This is a genomic window from Paenibacillus sp. FSL R5-0908, assembly GCF_038006245.1.
Lineage (GTDB): Bacteria > Bacillota > Bacilli > Paenibacillales > Paenibacillaceae > Paenibacillus_AQ > Paenibacillus_AQ odorifer.
On the sequence record NZ_JBBOUV010000001.1, the window covers coordinates 6,305,323 to 6,329,635 of the forward strand.

Genomic DNA, 24,313 nt, shown 5'->3' on the forward strand with positions numbered 1-24,313 from the left:
TACTCAGATTCATATTCCGTTCACTGGGAACCATAGCTCGTTCACTGAGAGTCATAATCCTTTCACTAGGATTCACACTTTGTCACTGTTTGCAAAAACGAACCTCACAACAAATACACCTTCAACTTATCGATGACCTCATCGATTTCCGCTATAGTCGTATATCGTCCCACACTAAAACGAACCGCTCCCCGTCCAATATTCTCCGATACATGCATAGCCTTTAGAACAGGCGAAATCAACGTTTCACCGGAATGGCACGCCGAGCCAGTAGAAGCTGCTACATCTTCTAACGAAGCAACAATCTCATGACCCACTGCTCCAAGAAAACTAACGTTAAGGGTGTTAGGCAAGCGCTTGTGTTTATGACCATTCAAATGAATTTTTTCGCCAAAAGACTCCTGCAGTCTTCCATAAAAATAATCCGTAACTTGTTTAACTCTTTCTCTAGAATCAGATTCAGCAGCAAGCTCGCAGGCTTTTCCTAAGCCAATAATGTAGGGTGTATTTTCTGTCCCCGCTCTTCGCCCCTGTTCATGGCCCGCACCGTGTATCAAAGGCTCAATGTGAATGCCGTCCCGAATGTACAGTGCTCCAATACCTTTGGGCGCATATAATTTATGGCCTGCAAGCGTTAGAAAATCCACTCCTAAATCCGCTATATCGAGATCTACTTTTCCCGCAGATTGTGAAGCATCTGTATGCATAAGAATGCCCCGTTCGTGGCAGACCTCAGCTATTTCCTTGATCGGCTGGATCGTACCCGTTTCGTTATTAGAGTGCATGATGGAGACCAGAATGGTTTGGTCCGTGAGCTGCTTTTTCACATCGTCAACCTGCACCAATCCATATGAGTCAACAGGTACATAAGTCAGGTTGTAGCCCATCTGCTCCAGATACTGGCAGGGTTTAATTACCGCTGGATGCTCAATAGCAGACAGGATAATGTGATTACCTTCATGGCGATAAGTTTGGGCTACTCCTTTAATGACAGTATTATTAGACTCACTGCCCCCACTGGTAAAAAGCACCTCACCCGGCGCACAATTCAGGAAATCAGCCACCTGTATTCTTGCCTGCTCTATTCCGAGTTTAGCTTCACGCCCCAAAGAATGACTGCTTGAGGGATTCCCAAAATGACCGTAAAGATAAGGGATCATAACCTCTGCTACTTCCTTATCTACTGGTGTTGTAGCGTTGTAATCTAAATAGATCATATTAGTAAAGCCCCCCTTTAACCATAACGTGAAGCCTATACCTCATCCTGATGTTTTAAAAAAGAACGCACAGCAGTCTCAGCTTCATCCAGATTATTCACTTTAAAAGTAACTCTCTCAATGCCTTCATACTGAGTAGACGTATAATCGTATCTAGGATCGTAGTAATACTCTAACAGCAGCGCCACAGCTTCACCGAACAAATCCGCCTGCAAGCATCGTTCGATTTCTGCTGCAACAGGGATATGAATTCGGGATTTGATACTCCGAAATGCAGAAATACACTGCTCCTTGTACTCTTCTGGCCGGTAATCCTCAAGGATTTGCTGCACTCTGGCTTGCAGAGGCATCTCAATCCAGATCTGTGTTCCGATCTCTTTTTGCTCGGTCATAAACGGGGGCATCACTATCTTACCAATCTTTTTGCTCTCCGCTTCAAATAGTACATAAGGAGAATCCCCGATCTTAATTAACTCCTCCAAAAGAAGACTATCGAACGTTTTTTGATTGTTTGCACGAAGGCCGATCTCACCAAAAATAGAACCACGATGACCTGCCATCCCTTCCAAATCCAGTACGGGGTAGCCATGCACTTTCAGGCGGTGTAGCAGGTTGGTTTTGCCTGTACCCGTATTTCCGTGTATCACATAAGACTTCGCCTTGAATTCATAGGACTCCAATTCGTCGAGCACCCATTTACGATAAGCCTTATAGCCGCCTATCAGCCGGTAAGCATGAATATCCATTAAAGAGAGTACGGTCGCAGTTGTACGGCTGCGCATACCTCCCCTCCAGCAGAATACAGCTTTGTCCCCTTGAATCGCGGCAAATTCTTTTACAAAAGAAGGAAGTTTTGCCGCAGCAATCTCCAAACCGCGTTCTTTCGCGGCCTGCACACTTGTCTGTTTATACAACGTCCCTACTTCAGCCCGTTCCTGATCATCAAAAAAGGGAATATTCAAACTATCCGGCAGCGTTGCATCTTTATATTCAGAAGGAGATCTAACATCAATAATGGTGATCTGCTTCTTGTTTTTTAACACTCTAAGTTCTTCCAGTGTAATGTCCTGAAACAATATGCTCTCTCCTCTGGTGGCTAACCTTCATAATTTGCTCTAAGCCGGTATACAATGATTATTTCGCAGCAGCTATAACCGTAATCTGACCCGGATGCTCTTCTGTTACCTCTCCGATCAATGCCGCTTCTACCCCTGCATCTACTAACGTTTTTAGCAAATCTTCGCTTTGTTCAGGGGTCACAGAGATCAGCAATCCGCCAGAAGTCACAGCGTCACATAGAATATAGCGGCTTAGTTGGTCCATCTCTTCCGGATAAAGAATACTGCCTTCCAAATGGGCAAAGTTATTCTTAGTGCCTCCTGGAACAAATCCCTGCTCCGCAAGCTCTCTTACTCTTGGCAGCATCGGTACATCGCCTTGACGAATAATCAGTCCGCGGTTACTTCCTTTTGCCATTTCCGAGGCATGTCCCAGTAGCCCAAATCCGGTAACATCTGTACAAGCATGTACATCATAAGGCTCCATGATTTCAGCCGCTTTTTTATTCAAAGTAGACATTACTGTCGTGAGGCGTGTGGTTTCTTCAGGAGATAGCTGATCCTTTTTAATGGAAGTTGTTAAGATCCCCACTCCGATAGGCTTCGTTAAAATCAGCTTGTCTCCCACCTTGGCGCCCGCATTCGTTCTTACTTTGTCAGGATGCACAAGGCCCGTAACGGCCAATCCGAATTTGGGCTCTTTATCGTCGATGGAATGTCCGCCCACAAGAGTAGCTCCTGCTTCCTGTACTTTATCCGCCGCGCCGCGCAAAATATCACCAAGAACGCTTTTATCTAAAACAGAAATAGGAAAAGCCACAATATTAAGCACCGTAAGCGGCTTTCCACCCATCGCATAAATATCACTTAATGCATTGGCTGCTGCAATTTGACCAAATGAATAGGGATCATCCACGATCGGCGTGAAAAAATCAACAGTTTGCACTAACGCTAATTCATCACTTAAACGATACACCCCTGCATCATCACTAGTATCAAGACCTACAAGTAGATCCGGGTTAGGAACAGTTGGTGGCAGACTACGAATAACCTGCATGAGATCGGCGGGACCGATTTTGCAGCCGCAGCCCCCTTTTGAAGATAATGAAGTCAGTTTTATGGTTTCAGCTTGAGACATCATGACTCAGCTCCTTTGGTATGAATTATCTTAATCTTACACGAGTAGATCGCATTGCACAAAATGCAAGAGTTGCAGATGCGTTGCTTATTACACCTCTCTCTATACACTTACCTTCACTACTTAGGGTCTACTGTTCTTCCCACGTCGGGTGAGCTATATTTGGTGCTGTGGTAGGGTAGGTACATTAAGTGGCGTTCTAGCTACAATATGCTTGTAAATGTTCAACATCCACCGGTTGGTAAAATACTAAAGGCTGGCTCATTCGTAGATTTCACTACTGATGAGCCAGCCTTTAGTTAGATATCCATTATATTAGGGAAATCCTCCCTAATATTCATCGATAATCGCTTTAAAATGAGGTTTTTAGGGAATTTCTCCCTAAAAATTCATGCAAATACCCATTTATGGCTAAAAGCATCCTATTATTAGGGAAGTTTTCCCTAATTCACGTTCTAGGAGCCATAATCTCCTTCATTTTAGGGAGGATTTCCCTAATCTACGTTCTAGGAGCCATGCTGTCGATCATTTTAGGGAGGATTTCCCTAAAGTTCTTCCCAGAAGGACGTCCCACAGCCAGCTCATCTCCTGGCTATGGGACGCCTATTTTCTCACTTAAACGCTTCGCTTGTAAAGGGATCAACTAATCTGCTGACTGCCCTGCTGCTTCTCCAAGAAACGCTGAAGAATCGCATTGAATTGCTCCGGCTGGCACAGATTACTTGGATCTAATGCGTTCGGAATAATCGCCAACTGCGCCTGTGGCAGCTGAGACACCATTTCCTTCATACAATTCACTCCAAATTCATTAAAGTCCCCTACAATACATAAAGCGGGACGTTTAAAAGCCTTTAAACACCTGGTGTAATCAACATGGCTCGTGGCCAGCCTTTGCCGGTATAGCTCACGGGGACGTTTGTCCAGCAGCCCTCTTCTAATCTCATTGTAGGCCAGACTCCAGCGCTCTCGGTACATCATCCGAATCGAAGGCAACACCAGCTCGCTTGGGAGATAATACATTAGTAAACTGCAATATGCTGCCATAGTTTGTATTTTCCCTACTATTGTTGATCCGTGAGTCCTACAAAAGCTATCCGCGACAACAATGGCTTTTACACGCTCAGGATATTGTTTGGCAATATGCTGAACGACTAAGCCACCATAAGCGATTCCTACAAAAACTGCTTCACGGATACCTAGGTCATTCAACAGCATAATTAGATCCAGACATTGCGTCTCAATAATCTCATGTGGGGCCTCCAGCAGTTTACCAGACTTGCCATTCCCCCGTAAATCGCACAAAATCACTTTATATTTATCGGAAAAATACTCCAGCTGTGGTTTGAACATACTGTGTGTTAATCCATGTCCATGGATAAACACAACCGGAGTGCCAGTTCCATTGATTTCATAATAGAGCGAAGTTCCGTTCAGTTTAGCGATAGGCAAAGGTAACACCTCTTTCATAATAAATTCTACGACTATATCTGCTTAAAAACGCAGCAAAAAACCACAGAGGGATTCTCTGTGGCTATTCATCACTAAACACGCCATTCATCCTCTCTCCATACGCTTACGAGGTTAGCTGTCGGATTCGGGCAGTGAGAGTTGCCCTACCTGTAGGGATGCATATTATGCACCCGGAACAGGATTCACCCCATAACCAGTGCCGACTCTCACATCGGCTGCCAGTTGTTGGTTCCCCCGCTTTCCAGAAACGGAAATTAAGCGGATTGCTTATGTAATTGTAAATTTAAGATAATTGTCAGTTCTGAGATGAATCATACTCTTGTAAGGTTTGCTTGTAAAGGAGGGCTCTGGTCAAAATAATGTTGAAAGCAATGCTTTTCATTTCATATTAAGCATACTCTTCATTTTCTCTTTCGTTTGCTCTTGTTTACTCGTTTTCTTTAGAAAAACAGCTCTGAAGCAAGCGAAAATAGGAGTAATTCACCAGTACTTTCCTATTTAATAAGAAACGACAATCTCCAATAAAAATGAATACTAAAATCGTCCTTTCAATGGAGGCATGAAATGAGGGTCAAACGAATCATCACCAATATTGGGCCAGTTTCTAAACCTTGGGGTGTTCGTCGTTTCTATGTCCGCGATCCGTTTGGCAAGCTTGTTAATATTATTTCACATGAACAGCACGAATGATTTCATAAAAAAGAAAAAAGCTAAGCAGAATCAGAGATATTCCCTGTCCACTTAGCTCCCTTTTACAATACTATGGCTACAAAAGATCGGCGTTTTTCAATGCATGCTCCCAGCTTGGAAAAAAGAACAGCGCACTTCTCATAAGCTCTGGGTCGCTTTGCTTTACTTGTTTTTTACTGATCGAGCTTCCGTCGCTTTGCAGCTTTTTGATCCGACTTAATACTTCATCAGCCTCCAAAGGAATTTCCATTGAAACACTCCTTTCTCAGTGACCTGTTTCCCTTCATTTTCTCCATAATATGTTTATTTATTCCGTACTCTTAATTTCCCCAGATTAAACCATCTGATAGATGGGTTGTTCAGCAATGAACCGGGTAGGAAGCATGGGATATTTGTCTGCTAAGATTTCAGCTAAATATTTCATTCCCGGCGCTTCACTCTCCGCATGACCTAACATGATGAGTGCTTTAGATCTGCCTTGGTGCCCTGCATCCCGCACATATTCCGGAGTCTCCCACTCTGGTCCCTCTCCAGCGATAATTAAATCAAGATTGTGATCATTAAAAAGCGGAATAGCCATCGTCCCGCCTCCTCTGTAACCTACTAATATCCCTACGCGTTTGCAGGACAGAGACAGGTCACCAGCAGCGCGTACATAAGAGATGCCTAGCTTACTTTTAATATACTGAGCAGCTTCCATTACAGTCATAGCAGGAATAGTGAGAATCGTAGCAGCCGCTTGCTGCTCTTCCACATAGTCTGACCAATCCAGCTCTCGCAGCAAACCAATCATAATCCCATCTGGCTCTTGCCGATGCCAATAATCATGATAACGAAAAATAGCTATTGGGGAATGTCCGATCAGACTTTTTTTCGCATGATAAACTGGATCACCTTCTAACCACTCGCTCGCTGCATAATGGCTATAAAATACACCTTCATGCGTGATCAGCAAATTGGCTCCTAACGCTATTGCTTGCTCCACAATATTTTGCGTGGCAGAAAAGGCCGTAATAATCCCTGTGACTTCAGTTTCCGGTTCCCCTGGGTTCAAAATATCCACAGTGCCTTCTACCTGCTCCACAGTTCCCATTAAATCTTCCAAAATCGCTCTAATCGTGAGGTTCACTATCATCATCCCTCGAATCGAAATCTAATAAATCTTTCTGCCTTTAAAATCCTCAATTCCGCTCTTGCGGTAAAAATACGTATTGATCCGATCTCTCCATTCCTGCGCATGCTCTGCTTGCTCTTCAAGACGGTGCTTCACTTGTATATACAATCCACTATCCATGCTGCCTTCAAGTGATTCCCATGTCGCTAGAAGCTGTGCAGCCTGCTCAGCCCCCTCGAAATGAGTATCGTAGATATGCTGAATAATAGTTTGACCCGATTGCAGAACATGCGTGTATGGAACATGATGAAAGAACAGCAACAGCTCTTCTGGACAAGACGCTAGATTCTCATAATTTGATGCATTAAGACCCATATACTGTCCGCTATAACCCGTTCCCGATTTGACCGAACGATCTACACCAATGCCCTTATGATCCGCATAATGGTACGTTCCCCACTTGGCGTATTCATATCCATCCACATTTGGTCCATAATGATGATCCGGATTAACCATCCAGCCCACACCTAATGGAGCTGTGTAAGATTCGTAAATCCTCCATGAGTCCATTAACATCCCGCGAATAGCAGCCACCAGACCTTTATCAGTGCCAAAGGTAAGGCGAATCCATTCCTCAGCTATTTCTTTTCCCGTCAGCTCCGGATTCCAAATTAATCTCCCATATCCATACAGATTAGCTTGAGCTAACCCGTGCCCCGTCCAGTTCATGTCATCCCCGACATTAGTTACAGCAGCCACACCATTATACTTATTTCCCCACACCGATCCGTCCACAATATGTTTCACAAGCGTAGTTTGCCCTTTGGCATAAGTATTGAAATCAAGGACTTCTTTCCACTGTGGAACCAGATAACAGAGATGCCGCTGCTGCCCCGTATATTCTTGAGCAATCTGAAACTCCATCAGATGATTGGTATGTTCCAGTGCGCCAAACAGCGGAGATACCGGTTCTCTAACTTGAAAATCCATCGGTCCATTCTTGATTTGCAGCACTACATTATCATTAAACCGGCCATCCAATGGTTTGAAATGATCATACGCTGCTCTGGCCCGATCTGTCTTACGGTCACGCCAATCCTGCTTGCAGTTATATACGAAACAACGCCAAATCACGATTCCGCCAAACGGCTCCAGTGCTTCTCCCAGCATATTAGCGCCATCGGCATGGTCACGCCCGTAAGTGAATGGCCCTGGTCGATTTTCTGAATCCGCTTTGACTACAAACCCGCCAAAATCAGGTATCGCTCGATAAACCTCACCAGCCTTATCTTTCCACCATTGCCGCACCGCTGGGTCCAGTGGATCAGCTGTCTCCAATGCTCCGATCTGTATCGGGCTGGCGAAGTTAGCACTGAGGAATAGCTTAATTCCGTATACGCGGAATATACCTGCAATTAACGCGATATCAGGCAAATATTGCTCCGTTATAAATAGAGATTCAAGCTCATGAACATTCACATTGTTAATCGAAATCGCGTTGATTCCCACAGAGGACATCAATCTGGCATAATCACGCAGCCGCTTTGTATCGTTAAGAAATTGATTGGACTCGTAAAAAAAGGACCGTCCAGCATAGCCACGTTCAATACTGCCATCAAAATTATCCCAGTGATTAATCATTCGCAGGCCGTTCACAGGACTCATAGACAAATTCAGAGCGTCTATCTCGCTTTCTGTTCCTATCAGCCGTAACAGATGGAATACGCCATACAATATTCCAACAGGCGTTGAAGCACCGATAGCGACACATTGCTCAGTAGCGTTTGTACGTATAAGGAAACCTTCAGCACCCAGTGAATCGGTTCGCTCTCCTCCGAATACTCTACCAATTAACGGATTCCCCCCTTGGAAGGTTCCTATAACGATACACGGTCCTTCTGGTTGCGCTGTGAGCAGTGGTGCCTTGCCCAGCATAGAGGTCATCCCCTGTATGAATTCCGCGGCTGCGGCCTGAATCGTCTCATTGTCCTCCGTTACAACCAGCTCACCACACCAATTTATATATTGATTGTATAGAGATCCAGATTTCAGCTGGCCATAGTTGAGCCAAGCCTCATAAGCGGTATTGGTCATGTTTATTCCTCCCGTATAAATAACCCGCCCTGGATTGAAAAGGACGGGTTCATAATTCGCAAGCTTGAGCAGGTTACCCGCTCTATGATTTGGTGACAGCGTTAAGCAATTGGTGATAAGCTGGCTTAGGATTATGCTGCTCATCGAATAGAAACGGCCAATTTTTCCGGCCCCGAACAGGGAAGCCGTCCAGCCATGTATAGTCATCCGCTGCTCCCCAGAAAGTGACTGAGCTAATCACGTCGCGGTATTCTTTCAACAGAGCAAACATCGCTTCATACCGCTCTGCCTGCAGCTCGAGCAGTTCGGCAGGTGCAACCTTTAAATCGATTCGTTTGTCATCGAAACGGAACATGGACACATCCAGCTCTGTCAATTGGAGCTGAAGCCCTAAAGATGCATACTTATCAATAGCAGCACGTATATCGTCTAAGCTCGGATCGTATAGATTCCAGTGGGCTTGCAATCCGACGCCATGGATCGGCACTCCTTGTTCCAGCAGCGACTTCACCATTTTATAGATTTTGTCGCGCTTAAGCGGATTAGACTCGTTATAGTCGTTGTAGAATAATAAAGCCTTAGGATCGGCTTCATGAGCGAATTCAAAAGCTTTGCCGATAAACTCCGGTCCGACAATGTCTAGCCACTTTGACTGGCGAAGAAGTTCTTCTCCTTCATCTGCAATAACTTCATTTACGACATCCCAAGCATAGATATCTTCCTTGTAACGCCCAACCACGGTCTGAATATGTGATTTGAGCCGTGCAAGCAATGTCTCTTTGCTAACAGGCCCGCCCTTCTTATCCTCAAACAACCAGTCCGTAGTCTGGTTATGCCAGACTAAAGTATGCCCACGCATAGCCATATGATGTTTTCGGGCGAAGGCAACCAACTGATCTGCTAGTTTAAAGTTATAAATGTCTTCAAGCGGATGCAGACTTTCAAACTTCATCTCATTCTCAGCGGTAATGCTATTAAAATGATAGGCGAGCAAATGCTCCTGTGATTGTATCGTCAACGGGTTAACGGCTGCGCCAATTTTGAAATCCTCAGCAAATATTGTTTTTAGTGCAGGTTCTGTGTAATCACTAGCTTGTCTCAACAAGTTCCCTCCTGACAAACGCATTTATATCAGTATTCGAATAATTAGGACTGATAATCGAACCAATCGAAGTAGGCAGGCACCTCAGCCACCTTGCCATGACCTGTTGCATATAATCCGATAAGAACACCCGTAAATCCATTTCCTTTTACGGCTTGAGGGGATAATGGATACGCTGCTGCTGTTGATAGCATATTCCACTCCTGCCCATCTAAAGAGTAAAAGAGGCTGTATTCGGTAAGCTCTGCCTTAACTTTCAAATAAATTCGCTCGGCAGTAGTCGAAACCTCTGCCGCTGTATGGGTTACTCCATCCATAGTCACATGAGCTGTAATCACTTTTTGCCCGTTTTTTTGAACAAGTCCAATTTCATAATGAGCGTTCTCATCTAATCTGGCGCAAAGTCCAGCTTCCACATCAGCAATAGATGAAGGCATTTCTAGCAGCGTGCTCCATTCTGCCGAAGTATGCTGCTGTCTTCTGCCTACAAAAGCCACTTGGCCTACTTCACTGAGACCTGAAGATTGTCCCCGAAGAGATAACCATCCCTGTCGTTCGTTTAAGGACCAGCTTCCCTCAGCCGGATTCCGCAGAAAGGCTAATCCCAGCGGCAATACTTGATCATCAAAATTATATCTTCCACTAGTCTCAGGTTTTGGCGATTGACCAGGTACACGTGAAACCTTCATTTCCAGTCCGACAGTGTCATCATTATTATCAATCATCGGCCATCCGTCTTCAGTCCAGCTTACGGGAGCAAGGAAAGTCTCTCTTCCAAGCACAGTGAATTTTGCATCTACTAGTCTGACCCCAAGGAATACGGCCCACCAATCCCCGTTACGATCCTCAATCAAATCGGCATGCCCTAAATACTGAATGGGATTGTCAGTACCGCTGTGCGTCAATATTGGATACGGCAATCGTTCAAAAGGTCCATATGGAGAGGAGCTGCGGCCAATGATCTCCCGATGCTCCTTTGCCGTTCCTCCTGAAGCCGTCATGATATAATACATTCCATTTATTTTGTACAAATGAGGGCCTTCCGTCCAAGGTCCGCCATCCCCAGTCCAGATGACCACTGGTTCTGTTAATGCTGCTCCCGTAGCGATATCTATCTCATATTGGATGGCATGGGAGTCATAATCTGCCCCCTGCTGGGTGGTTACATATACTTTTCCATCCTCATCAAACATCAGAGAAGGGTCAATTCCTCCATAAGGAATACTAATCGGATCTGACCACGGATCCGCAGGGTCCGTAGCCATAACATAGAAATTCCCTTTCCCGTGTACTTCGGTCGTTATCATGTAAAACGTTCCTTCATGATAGCGGATCGTTGGTGCAAAAATCCCTCCAGAGCTCTTGCTTTTACGAGTATCCAGCTGACTTACACGATTGAGTACATGACCTATTTGTGTCCAGTGAATCAAATCCTGACTATGAAAAATAGGTACGCCAGGGAAATACTCAAAGGAGCTGCAAACTAAATAGTAGTCATCCCCTGCCCGAGTGATACTTGGATCAGGATAGAAGCCTGGAAGTATCGGATTCGTGTACGTGATTGAAGATGGGGTCATAATTTAACAGACAACCTTCCTATTACTTAATAGTGATTGCAAGCTCCTTATTCCTTCACGCTTCCTACGTTCATTCCAACTACAAAATATTTCTGCATAAATGGATAGACTAGCAAAATTGGAACCGAAGCAACAATAGTAACAGCTGCACGAATGGACTTTGGAGTAACCATTGACCCCGCTGACTCAGCAGTTACCCCTGCCCCGTTAGCTACACTTGCGTTACTATTCGCATTCATACTAGATGATATTAATTTCATTAATTCATACTGCAATGTACTCAAGTGTTGGCGGGAAGAAGTGTAGATAAAAGCATCAAACCATGAGTTCCATGCACCTACCGCGACAAAAAGGGCGATGGTAGCAAGAACAGGCTTACACAAAGGGAAAACTACTTTCATGAAAATCTTGAATTCCCCTGCACCGTCGATTCTCGCGGATTCCATAAGACTTTCATGCAAGCCGCCAATGTAAGTACGGATGACGATCATATTAAATGCACTTATCATAGTCGGTATTACATATACCCAAAACGTATTAATCAAATGAAGATCCTTAATTAGGAAATAGTTTGGAATCAGACCCGCATTAAAATACATGGTTAGGACGAAAATAAAGGTAATCTGTTTGCGGAAAACATATTCTTTCCGGCTTAAAGTATAAGCAAGCATTGTGGTCAAAAATAGATTCAGGATCGTAGATATCACTGTTCGTGCTACCGAAATCCAAAAAGCAGGAATAATTGTACCAGAGGCAAAAACTGCCTTGTAGTTTTGTATGGTCCACTCTCTAGGCCATAGATAAATGCCGCCACGGATGGTATCATTCCCCGCATTAAAGGAGACTGCTATAGTATTCAGGAATGGATACAAGGTAACAATAACTAGACAAACCATAAATATAGTATTGAAGGTGCCGAACATTACGGGTTCGAACCTCAAATTTCTCATCCGTTTTCCAGCATTGCTTTTTGGAGATTTTTGAGGAATCAATTGAGTTTTTTCCATGATTATAACAGCCTCTCTTCCCCTAGCCGCTTCGAAGTCCAGTTAGCTAATAGCAGCAACGTTACACTTACGACGGTTTTAAATATACCACCCGCAGTGGCTAAGGAATAATTCCCTTGCCCAATCCCGTATTTCAATACAAATATATCAATCGTATCCGACCAGTCTACAGTAAGCCCGTTCCCTAATAAGTACGGAACCTCAAATCCGACATCCAGTACATGTCCTATGGACATTATCATCAGGATTACAATGGTTGGTCTAATTCCCGGCAATGTTACATTGAACATTTTTTTGTACCGGTTAGCCCCATCAATCTCAGCAGCCTCATATAAAGCTGGATCTATAGAAGCAATAGCAGCCAAGTAGATGATAGTACTCCATCCAACCTCTTTCCAGACGGTTGAAGCGCCCACAATACCCCAGAAATACTTCCCTTCACTCAACCAAAGAATCGGTGAATCAATAAGATGTAATTTCATGAGTACGATGTTGATAATCCCGTCGTTAACCGAGAGGGAGACACCTACAATCCCTGTTACAATAATCCAAGAGAGGAAGTGAGGTAAGTAGGATATGGTCTGCACGGTTCTTTTCCAAAATACGTTTTTGATTTCATTAAGAAGTAAGGCCAATGTTATCGCGGTTATAAATCCTAGAAAGAAATTAATTAATCCCATAGCCAGTGTGTTTCGCAGTACCCTTAAAAAGGTATCGTCCGTAAATAGAAACTTGAAGTGTTTCAAGCCAACCCACGTTTGTTCGCCAAAAGCCTTAGCTGGTTTATAATCCTGAAAAGCCATGGTCCATCCCCAGACGGGAACATAAGCAAATAATATAATATAAAGCAGCAATGGAACCGACATCCAAATTAGCTGTTTCTGATTCTTAATCAAGGTCATAGTAATCGGTTGCTTCTTTTTTCTTTTAGGATGCCGGTTAACTTTTTTTCCCGTTAAAATCTCATCCATATATTTTCTCCCCACATCATCCATATATTTCAGAAAGTGGTTGGCTAATAAGCCACCACTTTCTGATTTTTAAGCAAGCTCTAACTATTTAACACTCCAAGTATCAAATCTCCATTTAAGCTGTTCATTGATTCTGTCTTCGTAAGCTTTGATATCCGCTTTATTAAGTTCTTTAACAAATTCAGCCCAAACTTTATCGAAATCGGAAGGACTAGCCAAGATTGCTTTTGGCAAGAACTTGGTTTTAACTTCTCCCATCTTCGTATCGGCAATTTTTGCTGGAGAATTTTCAACAAGATCTATGGACCAAGCAGGATAAGCTACTGGGTTCGGTCCAGGCTTACTGAAGAAATCTACATAACTGTTGAATCCATATGCGTCGAGGACTTCCTTGTCAAACGCTTCCAATCCTGCCTTATATTCTTCTGGTTGGGCTGCCGCATCTGTTGAGTTACCGTCTGCAAAGTACCCTTGCATTTTCGGAGCGGTAGCATACCAAGCTTCTGCTTTGTTACTCAGCTTCCATGTAGCATCAACTGCGTTATCCCGTTGTTCTTGGGTTCTCATAAAGCGGCCGTTTTCCACAATATAATCTTCGCCTTCAATACCCCAAGTGAGAGTTCTTTGCCAATCTTCTTGAATCAATGTGTCCATCAGTTTAAGGATTCTCACTGGATCCTTAGCATTGACAGTGATCCCGAATCCATTATTCAAGTTAAGCGCAGGGCGATCCAGATAATAATCTTTGGTGTTGGTATCATACACAAGAGGCAGACCTACATAAGTTCTCATATCTTTCTCTTGTGTCTTGAGTGAATCTTCTGCTTTACCAAAGTTCCAGTGCTGATCAAACATTCCCAGAACGGCTCCGCTGGACAATTTAGCTAAATATTGGTCATAATCCATTGTAAATGCTTCTTTATCAATAATACCCAATGCATTCATATCATTAAGCTTCTTGTAGTACTGCTTAGCATAGTCTTTATCCGCAAAGACTTCTGCCACGTTATCATTAACCACTACTCCGCCATCATTAGGATGCCCGATCAGATGCTGAGGAGCGTTAAACAATCCCCAGTTTCTCCAGTCTTTGTTATGAATCTCAAACCCAACTGTTGGTTGTCCATCAATGGTTGGATTCTTCTCTTTATACTTAACGATAAGATCGAAATACTCATCCAAAGTTTTAACCACTGGATAGCCAGCATCTTTAAGTACAGCTTTCTGAATCCAGAAAGCTGGGCCAGAGTAATAGGTAGAATTCACATCACCGTTATACGCACCATAGTTTGGAAGTGTATAAATATGTCCATCATTTGGATCCTTCATCATGTTCCAGTAAGCTGCGTAATGCGCTTTCAAATTTGGAGCGTGTTCTTCAATCAAGTCCTCGAGAGGAATAAATGCACCTGCTGCCGTCAGTTGGGTATTAGAACTCATTAGATCTGGATAATCCGAACCGGCAATCATAACGCCAAGCTTCTGTTTAAGATCTCCTGCCAAGAATTCGAAATTGAATGAGGCGCCTGTTTTTTCTTTAATCATTTTGTAAATTTTATTATCTGGTGTTGGTTGCTGACCTGCTTCTCCAAGAAAGATACTAATTTCAAAAGGTTCAATCTTATCAGAATCTGTTCCTGCTGCAGTTGAAGTGGCTGTTTCTGCTGGTTTGTCTTCTCCCTTAGCCGTCGTATTGTTGCTGTTATTTCCTCCGCACCCTGCTAAGGTAAAGCTTAGGGATAACACAGCAATCAGACTAAGTTTCCATTTGGATATTAACTTGCCCCCCATAAAGCACCTCCATATATTTGTTGGTGTAACAATGTTGTAAGCCCTTACAAGTTAAATTATAGAGGTGATAATCTTCTGAAAATACGCCAGAATTAAAGATGTACCCCCAAAAAGTTTAGGTATTAGTGTTTTTAAATTCGTTAGGACTCATATGCAGCTTTTTTTCAAATTGCTTGAGGAACTGACTATAATTGCCATAACCCACTTTCTCAGCGATTTCACTATTTTTTAACTTATTTTGTTGAAGTAAATGTACTGCCTCTTTTATTCGGAGGTTATGCAGCTGTTCATTGAAGTTAATTCCGTTCTTCTTGATCAATAATTGTCCCAGATATACCGGGTGCAGGAAAAACACCTCTGATAGCCTCTTAATAGTAAGACATTCGCGAAAATGCTCTTCAATATAATTGTTAATCTCCTGAACAATCCCCTGTGATCTTAGGTTTTGTTCCTTAAGAAGGATATCAATACTGGCCTCACCGCAGAATAGCAAATTACGCATTAAGTCCGTCAAGGTGATCATTGAGTCTAACATCGCGGGAATTCTAATTTGATTAGATAAGGAGGACTCGTGGACTTCACTGGCTTCCGAGGTAAACTCAATAATCTTATACATCATATGAATAACAATTTTCTTCACAACCTCTGGAGCGATGCGCTGCTCACGGAAACTGCGGGCTGCCGAGTTCACAGCTTGGCTAAAATCTGCGGAGTCCAGCGTATTAATAGGTCTTATCAAGTCATCCATCAGTTGAATTTGATCATAATGATAACTGAAGGGCCTATCCTTAATCTCTTGATAACTCAGGACCTCTGCATTTTCAGGATAATAAAAATAATACATTAATGCTTCTTTCGCCGTTCGGTAACTGTTCCCAATCTGAAGCAAGGAGCCTACGCCAGCGCCAGCTGCAATATACAAAGCTTGTTTAGGGTGTTCATTCAGCAAGGGAGTTGCGATCTGATCGATCACAGCTCCCTCAGTGGACAATGAATTGTATCCGTATACGATTCCAAAACAATGACTCTCCAGATCCATCAGAAACATCGAATCTTTATCGGTTAGGAGGGCTGAGGCTTGCTCTCTGATCTCTGTATATAAAACCGGCTCTGTCTGTATCAGACAAATATTCCAATGGCTTTTCCCTTCCGATAATCGGTTAAGTACCTCCTGATTCGACTGCTCAGCTTTCTCATGCAGTATTCCTTTCAGGAGAGAAACAGCCTCCTCCGCGGAGGCTATTTGATTTAAACTGCGCTTCTGAGCTTCCTGCTCCAGCTCCTGATAAATCTCCAGTAATTCTTCTGCCGCTTCTTCTGGAAACACTGGCTTCATCAGATAATGATTAATTCCATAGTGTATAGCTGTCTTGGCATATTCAAACTCACTATAACCACTTAGTATGGCAAACTTAATCTCCTTAATCTCAGCTCGTTGCCAAGCTGCGACCATCTCCAGCCCATTCATTAGCGGCATATTAACATCCGTAATTACAAGATCTGGCTCTAGCTGTTTCATTAACTCCAGCCCCTCTTTGCCATTGCTGGAGGTTCCGCATACCTCAAAGCCAAGCTCCTGCCAATTAATCCACAGCTGCATCGCTTCAAGCGCACTAGGCTCATCATCGATCAATAATACTTTGTATTTCATAGGGGGTCCCTCACTTTCTAGCTATTCTTCCGTTCCAGGAGTTTTAGTGGAATGTCAAAAGTGACAATGGTCCCTTCATCCGGAACGCTGCTAATATCAAAACGGACCTGATCTTCATAGTACAATTCTAATCGGCGGTACACATTGCGGATTCCGATATTCGTTCCCGAAGACGCTTCATTTTGAACATTACCTAATAATTCTTGCAGCTTCTCTGGCTCTATCCCTTTACCGTTATCAGAGACGGTAACTTTTAATCGTCCCTCCTCCACTAACGTCTTCACTTTTATCACACCTAGTCCCTCTATGGCCTGTAGACCATGTTTGCAGGAATTCTCAACGAGCGGCTGCATGCTTAGCTTGGGAATCTTATATTGAAGCGACTGCTCATCGATCTCAAATTGATAGTCGAATTTATCCCTGAACCGGAATTTTTCAATTTTCAAATACATCTCGATGAAAGTCATTTCTTCTTCCAAGGTAACGAGATCCTCTTTCCAGCTCAGCAGCCGTCTAAGTAATTTCGATAAACTCTTAATGATATCCGTAACATCCGAGTAATTATTTTTAGTACAGACCACCAAAATGGCATTTAACGTATTAAACAGAAAATGCGGATTCATCTGGCTTTGCAGGAAATTCAGCTCAGCTCTTACTCTTTCCATCTCCAGATTATTTTTTTGAATCTCCAGTTTATATACATCATTGATCAAGGAATTAATGGTAGTGGTCATCCTGTTAAAATTACGGATCAAGCCCCCGATCTCATCCTGGCCTTCATCAATCCGAATCAGCTCAAATTTCTCATTGGATACTTTCTGCATATGTCTGGACAACCGTTTCACCCGATAATTATAGGATCTTAACATCACATATAAAAAAGCGGTTGTGATTAGCGTGACAATAGACGCCAGAATCCCTGCATAAATCCGAATCTCCATTATCGCTTGGGCAATACGCTCACCTTGAGTAATTCCTATTATCCGCCAGCCTTTTATATAACTAGCTCCGCCGACGGGTACAATATGAACATCCTCCTTGCGCTCATCATCCTGCAGCTTGAACACGGGATAAGGTTCCGTGGTGCCTCTTTGATACCCGCTTTGCGCAGACATAATAATCTCGTCCTGCTCGTTAACCAGATAAAGACTCAAGTAATCTTTTTCTCTGATAATCACGTCATATATTTTACTGAGATCCAAATCAATTCTAAGCAGCTTTTCAAATTTATTGTATGAGCTGTAAGCGTCCATTCGCTCAATAACACTCAAATAAGGCGCTGTAGAAATCACACTAGAGGTATCACTCATATGATAAGCGGCAAGAAACAGATGTTTATTCGCTGCCTTCGACTGCTTATACCATTCACTATTCATTACCTTTTCATTGATGACCTGATAGTTGCTGCCAGAAACAATGGAATCATTGTTTGTAAATACAGTAATCCGTTCAATCTGATTATTCACCGGCATATAGCTGTTCATGCGGTCTCTCAGCTGTTCATCAAAAGTGTCATAAAATTCAATAGAGTTCCCATATGTCCGCTCAAGCAATTCATAGAGGTTCTTATCGGCAGAAAGCGTATAGCTGACAGCTACCCCACCTTCAATGAAGTCATGAATATCCTTTCGGGCTCTTTCTAAGGATATCTCTAGATTCTGCTGCTCTCTCGATTTGATCAGATCGGAAATCCGATCCAAAAAAACAAGGTTAATAATAATGATAGGGAGAAGAACACCTATGATATAAATAAGGGAAAATTTATAATTCAAGGGAATATCATTCACTACTTTTCTAAATCTGAATTTTTTTCTCTCCATATGAAACACCTTGCTTCCCCTAGAGCTGTTGGTTCTTATTCTCATTTTTATAAACGGATGGTACTACCCCTACAAGCAGCTTAAATTTATCTATAAAATAATCAGTGTTAGAGAATCCCACCTGCACCGCTATATCCGATATCTTTAGCTGTGTTCGTTTCAGCAGACTTTTTGCCTCTTCAATCCGTTTGGCATTTAGGTATTCACTAAAACCCTGACCCGTTTGCTTTCTGAACAGTTGTCCCAAATAGGTAGAATTAATATGAAATTGTTGTGCCAAATCCTGAAGCTTTAATTTATTCCGAAATTCCCGATCCACATACTGAATAACCTTGTAGATCGTATTTTGTTCATTCTGCTGCTCTAGTTCAGACAGATAGACGGCAGCCCGTTCACACAGACTTTGTATATAACGGCTTAATATAAAATAATCACTAAGCTCACCTAGATTTCCGTATTCTTGCTGAAGCTTAATCATAATCGTATCCGGATCTCCATTCATTTGAGCGATAATTCTACAGATCGTAAGCTCTAAATGGGCCACTTTTGCTTTTACAACTTCAAGGGTCAACAGATTCTCGACGAAAGCAGTGAACGCTTCTTTTACACAAGGCTGGATCTGTTCCGTATCATTCGTTTGGACCTTATGCAGCAGCTGTCTGAAATGATCCTCATGAGGTTCTTCCTTTTTCAGGCTCCTAAGCTCACTATAATAAAAGACCCCTCTTTTCTGCTGATGCGTTTTTCGCTTCCATACCTCAAGTGCCTGCCTATAAATCTCTCGAATCGAGCTCACCCCGACTATTCTGCTGCTAAGTGCTAGAAAGACCAGCTCCTGTGATTGTTCAGTGAGATCTGAATGCATCTGGTTGACGATAGTCTCCAGGCTCTCATTGCCGATAGAAGCAGACTGAAGAATGATCCCCGCTCTTCCCGATCCGTCTTGAAAGAAGCAGAAGTGTTCCTCGGAAAAATAATCACTTATCTGCGGTTGGAATGGATTCATAGAGGAGGCCGGTTCGATAAGAATACACATTAACTCTGCATCCGCTTGAAGCTTCAAGGTGTTTCGGGTTAGAAGCTCTAAATTTTCGTTATACTCCCCTTGGATCAGGCGGTTGATGATATTATTTACGATAAAAAATTGTTTTTTATCAAAATCCTCATTGGAAGCGATTTCATTTTGGATTATTGGAGTGATCCTGCTTAATAAAGCCTCTATTTCTTCATCATCAATGGGTTTTAATAAATATTCATTTACCCGCTGGCGCAATGCCGTACGTGCATACTTGAAGTCATCATATCCAGACAAAATCACAAATTTAGGAGGTTTCTCCATGACCTCATTCAACTTTGTAATAAGCTCAAGTCCGTTAATTACAGGCATATTAATATCCGTGAGAACCAGTTCCGGTTTATTCTCCTGGATAAGCCTCATCGCATCCGTGCCGTTTTGAGCTTCACCACAAACTTCATAACCGAATTTTTCCCAGTCGATCATCGTCCTTAGCCCCTCAAGAACCCAGGGTTCATCGTCCACGATCAGAACCTTAAGCATGATGTTCGCTCCAATCTTATTAAGATAAGCCCGCGCTTTACACCAAAATATATAGATCATGCTATCATACTTGGATAATGATGTGAATTCATAAATTTTCCTTCTTTTGTTTAAAACAGTACTTTTTTTACTTGAAAAAACGTACAAAAAACGACGTATCCTAAATTTCAGATACACCTTTACAAGGGCCCATCATTCCATTATCATGGTTTACATCGAGTAAAAGATTACATAGTGTAAACCATATGGGAGGGCTAAGATATGAGCAGCTTATCTAAGTCTGCTAGATTTCCGCTTTTCATTCTGATGTTGAATCTATTTATCGCTTTATTAGGGCAAGGTATGGTCATTCCCATTCTACCTGAATATCTGAAACTGTTTAATGCGTCAGGGGCTGCTGCCGGATATCTTATTGCAGCTTTTGGAGCAGCACAGTTTATTTTTTCACCTATAGGGGGACAGCTTTCGGATAAATGGGGAAGAAAATCAATGATCATTTCCGGGATGTTTTTAACCGTTCTTTCAGATCTTATATTTGCTGTCTCTACGACATTACCCCTACTCTATATCGCTAGATTTATTGGGGGTATAGGTATCGGAATCATGGTCCCTTCCAATATGGCCTACGTCGCTGATATCACCACCCATGAAACCCGTGCTAAAGGTATGGGATACTTGGGGGCTTCCATGAATTTGGGTATGGTACTTGGTCCAGGGTTAGGCGGCATTATTGCTGGGTTTGGCATACGCATGCCTTACTTTTTTGCGGGTGGACTTGGGCTTATCGCTACGATACTTTGTTTTTATATGCCAGAGACACTACCAAAGGAAAAACGGAAATCCGTTAACAAACAGGCCCCTCGGGAATCCATTCGTAATCAAATCGTAAATTCATTCCGGACGTCCTATTTCCGCTATCTTCTGCTCATTCTGATCATGACATTTGGTCTGATGAATTATGAAACGGTGTACGCCCTTTTCGTGGAACAAAAATACGGTTTTGATGCAACGAAAATCTCAATCATTATTACGGTTGGTGCTATTATAGGCATTATTGTGCAGATCTGGCTGCTTGATCATCTGATTAAGAGACTTGGCGAGATAAAGCTTATACGTATATCATTGGTGATGACCGCTATAACCTTATTGTTGATGATATTCAAGTTCAATTTAGGTTATTTATTAGTTGTATCCGGTTTATTTTTTGCTTTTAATGCTTTTTTACGACCCACAGTAAGTACATTGATTGCCAACTCAGCTGGCGATCGGCAAGGATATGCTGCTGGATTAAACACAACGTATACCAGCATTGGAAACATACTTGGACCCATTTTAGCGGGATTGATGTTTGACAAACACATTAATATTCCCTATATTTTTGGGGCAATTATCCTGGCATCTGCCTTTTTCATCACCTTACAAAAACCAAAAAAAGAATAAGAAAGGAGTGTAACCCATGACTGAGAACTGGCACCAGAATTTAAAAAAAAGAAACCGGGAAGAATTGATTGCTGCGGCGAAGGATCTTTTTATGAAGCAAAGCTTTCTCAAAGTTAATATTAAGGATGTCTGCGACGTGGCTGGTGTAAGCCGGGTTACCTTTTATAAGCATTTCCAGTCCATAAACGAACTGATTTTTGAGGTCCAGATGGAAATTCTGGAGAGCATGACGCAATTTGTTAGAAGCGCACCTTCTTCAATTGAAATGAATGGTAAGCAAATACTTGCTTCGATGCTTAATGCTTGGATTGATTATGCCCGGCAACACCCAGGTTACATCAAATTCATTCTTCTATTCGATTTGCATTTTGAAGCCTATGATTACAGTAAAGAACTCAAAGAAAATTACAGAAATTTTGTGATGCGGGGAAAAGAACGACATTTCTTAATGGATGCTCTGGAGGCCGGAGTTAAGGATGGATCATTAAAATTTGATACAGAACCCTTATCCACTGCTCATTTCATCTTCACGTCTATGATGGGTTTATTACAGAAAATGAGCCTGATTTCCAAAGATGATTTCAAAAACGAACTTCAGGATATTCAGATTGCTAACCGATTTGTGGACATGTTAGTTCAGTATTTAAGTACAGAAAGTGATGAATCTCCTGCCTTGAAGTAAGGGGATCCATCACATTCTACGTAATAGTGAGAAGTAGTTTAAATGAAATTATTCTGCTTTAAGGAGCCGTTAGATTCATGTTTGATTAACCATTCTTTTCTGGCAAGCCCGCCTCCATAGCCCCCCAATTCACCATTGCTATTTATCACTCGATGACATGGAACCAAGATTGAGAGTTGATTGGTGCCATTCGCCCTTGCTACAGCGCGGCAAGCAGAAGGATTGTTGATTTTCTCTGCAAGCTCCTTATAAGAAGCTGTCTGTCCCAGAGGTATTTTCCGGAGTTCATTCCACACCTTTTGCTGAAAGTCTGAGCCCAGATAACGAACCGGCGTTGTGAATTCCGTAAGTTCACCGGTGAAATACAGCTTCAATTCCTCCTCAATTTGGTGAAGGACGGCTATCTTTTCAGGTAATATAGTTGCATTTAAGCGAGTGCGTAATCTCTTGATTTCATTTTCAAGACCCTTGCGATCCACAAATTCCAGCAGTAAAAGACTCTCTTCATCGGAGATGGCCAGCATGGAACCCAATATCGTTTCTATCCAAGTACAGTACAGCACTTTAATCTGCTTGGAATGATTCGGGACAGTTCCCATCGTTCGTGAAAAAGCATCCCTAAACCCATTGCTCGAATCGTACCCGCTTTCCAGTTGTGCGTTAATGATTGAATCCCCATTCCTAATATGTTTGAATGCCAGTCCTAAACGTCTAGAACGTGCATATTCGATAAAGGTCATTCCAAATTGTTTCTTAAATTGGCGGCGTGCCGTGTTTGCACTAATAGACAGCTCATCAAAATCTTTATCTGTCCATTTTCGTTCCGGATTGCTCTCAATAGCTTCTACAAGCAGCTTTACTTCAGGAGACATTTTTGTTGGATTGGATAGCGGCTGACACCTTTTACAAGGTCTATATGAAGCTAATAAGGCTTCCTTGGCTGTAGCAAAAAACTCACAATTTTCTTTTAATGGCTTTTTAGCGGGACAAGTTGGCCTACACATGATGCCCGTTGTTTTCACTCCTACAAAAAATACGCCCTCATAATTCGAGTTTTTCTCGACCAGCATCTTATAATATTTATCGATATCCTGCTCATTAGTTATCATAGTGTGGTTAGCTCATTTCTAAATAAAGTCCTGAGGCATCAAGCGTTTGCCGGGCATTTTCTTGGAGGCTATGTTGTGCCTGAAAGAAACTACGCGGTCCATAGCTAATCCGTTTCACGCCAATATTTTGCAATTCATGATTTAAAAGCATACCGTCCATAACCATGATATTCACAGGCAATGGCGATTTTTTAACAAATTGTTCAATCAAGCTTGGATCAGTGAGCCCCGGTATAAAAATCCCATCCGCTCCAGCATCTGCATAAGCATAGGTACGTTCTATAGCTTGATTCACTAGATCCATCGAATGTTCCTTGGCCTTGAAAAAGATATCCGTTCTAGCGTTAATAAACACGCGCTTTTGCAGTTTGGAGGCTACTTGTTGTATAGTTTTGATCCTCCGGCTTTGTTCGCTGGTCTCCCATAGTTCATTGTTAGGATGATTTACGATCTGATCTTCAAAATTGATACCACAGATATCTAATTGAAATAACTGCTCCATGTTATGCGCTAAAATATCCTCATCTATAGCATATCCACCTTCGATGTCTACGGTCAATGGAACCGTTACTCGTTCGGCAATCCTTGAAATCATCCAAAGCATAAGCTCAAATGTAAGCTGTTCACCGTCCGAATATCCCCACGCTTCCGCCATGGAATAGCTGCTGGTTGCTACCGCCTTAGATCCAGCTTGCTCTATTGCTTTAGCCGAGGCTACATCCCAGCAGTTGTACAGGATCAGTGGATTTTTTTGATCATGCAGCGTTTTAAAATAGTCATAGTTTTTAGTGTTCATAAGTGGTCATCTCCATTTAGTTAAGAAT

19 protein-coding genes, 1 pseudogene and 1 riboswitch are annotated in these 24,313 nt (G+C 42.5%); of the genes and pseudogenes, 3 read left to right on the forward strand and 17 right to left on the reverse strand.

Features of this window, described 5'->3' with window-relative positions:
• Window positions 1–104 precede the first annotated feature (104 nt).
• From MKZ09_RS28535 to MKZ09_RS28550, 4 genes are all read right to left on the reverse strand, one after another.
• Complete coding sequence (locus MKZ09_RS28535) at window positions 105–1,217, reverse strand: cysteine desulfurase family protein (protein WP_076206967.1); 1,113 nt, start codon at window positions 1,215–1,217, stop codon at window positions 105–107.
• Between the two features lie 35 nt (window positions 1,218–1,252).
• Window positions 1,253–2,293 (reverse strand): tRNA 2-selenouridine(34) synthase MnmH, encoded by a 1,041-nt coding sequence (gene mnmH, locus MKZ09_RS28540; protein ID WP_076206964.1) that lies wholly within the window; start codon window positions 2,291–2,293, stop codon window positions 1,253–1,255.
• 58 nt (window positions 2,294–2,351) lie between these two features.
• Window positions 2,352–3,413: a selenide, water dikinase SelD gene (gene selD, locus MKZ09_RS28545; protein ID WP_076134143.1), complete on the reverse strand. Its 1,062-nt coding sequence runs from the start codon at window positions 3,411–3,413 to the stop codon at window positions 2,352–2,354.
• Window positions 3,414–4,052: 639 nt separating this feature from the next.
• Window positions 4,053–4,862, reverse strand: coding sequence for an alpha/beta fold hydrolase (locus MKZ09_RS28550; RefSeq protein WP_076130474.1), 810 nt, complete (start codon window positions 4,860–4,862; stop codon window positions 4,053–4,055).
• 105 nt (window positions 4,863–4,967) lie between these two features.
• Window positions 4,968–5,154: riboswitch (cyclic di-AMP (ydaO/yuaA leader) on the reverse strand.
• Between the two features lie 323 nt (window positions 5,155–5,477).
• Between MKZ09_RS28550 and MKZ09_RS28555 the strand changes: the two are divergent.
• Window positions 5,478–5,573 (forward strand): annotated as a pseudogene (locus MKZ09_RS28555) (glyoxalase); the annotation flags it as partial.
• Between the two features lie 76 nt (window positions 5,574–5,649).
• On the opposite strand, the gene MKZ09_RS28560 reads toward MKZ09_RS28555, so the two are convergent.
• The 11 genes from MKZ09_RS28560 to MKZ09_RS28610 form a co-directional block, all read right to left on the reverse strand.
• Complete coding sequence (locus MKZ09_RS28560) at window positions 5,650–5,823, reverse strand: hypothetical protein (RefSeq protein WP_169744809.1); 174 nt, start codon at window positions 5,821–5,823, stop codon at window positions 5,650–5,652.
• Window positions 5,824–5,907: 84 nt separating this feature from the next.
• On the reverse strand, window positions 5,908–6,702 hold the full coding sequence (locus MKZ09_RS28565) for a Nif3-like dinuclear metal center hexameric protein (protein WP_370511182.1): 795 nt from the start codon (window positions 6,700–6,702) through the stop codon (window positions 5,908–5,910).
• 24 nt (window positions 6,703–6,726) lie between these two features.
• A complete protein-coding gene (locus MKZ09_RS28570; protein WP_076206959.1) occupies window positions 6,727–8,781 on the reverse strand; it encodes an alpha-glucuronidase family glycosyl hydrolase in 2,055 nt (684 codons plus the stop codon).
• A gap of 82 nt (window positions 8,782–8,863) precedes the next feature.
• On the reverse strand, window positions 8,864–9,883 hold the full coding sequence (locus tag MKZ09_RS28575) for an endo-1,4-beta-xylanase (protein ID WP_232061457.1): 1,020 nt from the start codon (window positions 9,881–9,883) through the stop codon (window positions 8,864–8,866).
• Between the two features lie 44 nt (window positions 9,884–9,927).
• Complete coding sequence (locus tag MKZ09_RS28580) at window positions 9,928–11,460, reverse strand: glycoside hydrolase family 43 protein (RefSeq protein WP_076206953.1); 1,533 nt, start codon at window positions 11,458–11,460, stop codon at window positions 9,928–9,930.
• A 47-nt stretch (window positions 11,461–11,507) separates the two neighbouring features.
• Complete coding sequence (locus tag MKZ09_RS28585; RefSeq protein WP_111506407.1) at window positions 11,508–12,410, reverse strand: carbohydrate ABC transporter permease; 903 nt, start codon at window positions 12,408–12,410, stop codon at window positions 11,508–11,510.
• Window positions 12,411–12,469: 59 nt separating this feature from the next.
• A complete protein-coding gene (locus MKZ09_RS28590; protein WP_076098803.1) occupies window positions 12,470–13,438 on the reverse strand; it encodes an ABC transporter permease in 969 nt (322 codons plus the stop codon).
• An 84-nt stretch (window positions 13,439–13,522) separates the two neighbouring features.
• The gene (locus MKZ09_RS28595) at window positions 13,523–15,229 is read right to left on the reverse strand and encodes a sugar ABC transporter substrate-binding protein (protein WP_076098804.1); all 1,707 of its coding nucleotides are present in this window, start codon (window positions 15,227–15,229) and stop codon (window positions 13,523–13,525) included.
• A gap of 115 nt (window positions 15,230–15,344) precedes the next feature.
• The gene (locus MKZ09_RS28600) at window positions 15,345–16,880 is read right to left on the reverse strand and encodes a response regulator transcription factor (protein ID WP_076206949.1); all 1,536 of its coding nucleotides are present in this window, start codon (window positions 16,878–16,880) and stop codon (window positions 15,345–15,347) included.
• A gap of 17 nt (window positions 16,881–16,897) precedes the next feature.
• Window positions 16,898–18,700 carry a sensor histidine kinase gene (locus MKZ09_RS28605; protein ID WP_076206988.1) on the reverse strand — a complete coding sequence of 601 codons (1,803 nt, stop codon included), beginning with the start codon at window positions 18,698–18,700 and terminating at the stop codon, window positions 16,898–16,900.
• 19 nt (window positions 18,701–18,719) lie between these two features.
• Window positions 18,720–20,258, reverse strand: coding sequence for a response regulator (locus tag MKZ09_RS28610; RefSeq protein ID WP_076206947.1), 1,539 nt, complete (start codon window positions 20,256–20,258; stop codon window positions 18,720–18,722).
• A gap of 261 nt (window positions 20,259–20,519) precedes the next feature.
• Here MKZ09_RS28610 and MKZ09_RS28615 point away from each other — a divergent pair, with 261 nt between their 5' ends.
• Complete coding sequence (locus MKZ09_RS28615) at window positions 20,520–21,698, forward strand: MFS transporter (protein WP_076206945.1); 1,179 nt, start codon at window positions 20,520–20,522, stop codon at window positions 21,696–21,698.
• A gap of 16 nt (window positions 21,699–21,714) precedes the next feature.
• Window positions 21,715–22,380: a TetR/AcrR family transcriptional regulator gene (locus MKZ09_RS28620; RefSeq protein ID WP_076206943.1), complete on the forward strand. Its 666-nt coding sequence runs from the start codon at window positions 21,715–21,717 to the stop codon at window positions 22,378–22,380.
• Window positions 22,381–22,418: 38 nt separating this feature from the next.
• Here the strand turns inward: MKZ09_RS28620 and MKZ09_RS28625 are convergent, their stop codons facing one another.
• Both MKZ09_RS28625 and MKZ09_RS28630 read right to left on the reverse strand, forming a co-directional pair.
• A complete protein-coding gene (locus tag MKZ09_RS28625; RefSeq protein WP_076206941.1) occupies window positions 22,419–23,489 on the reverse strand; it encodes a bifunctional transcriptional activator/DNA repair enzyme AdaA in 1,071 nt (356 codons plus the stop codon).
• Between the two features lie 7 nt (window positions 23,490–23,496).
• Window positions 23,497–24,285, reverse strand: coding sequence for an isocitrate lyase/PEP mutase family protein (locus tag MKZ09_RS28630; protein WP_076134133.1), 789 nt, complete (start codon window positions 24,283–24,285; stop codon window positions 23,497–23,499).
• Window positions 24,286–24,313: the final 28 nt, after the last annotated feature.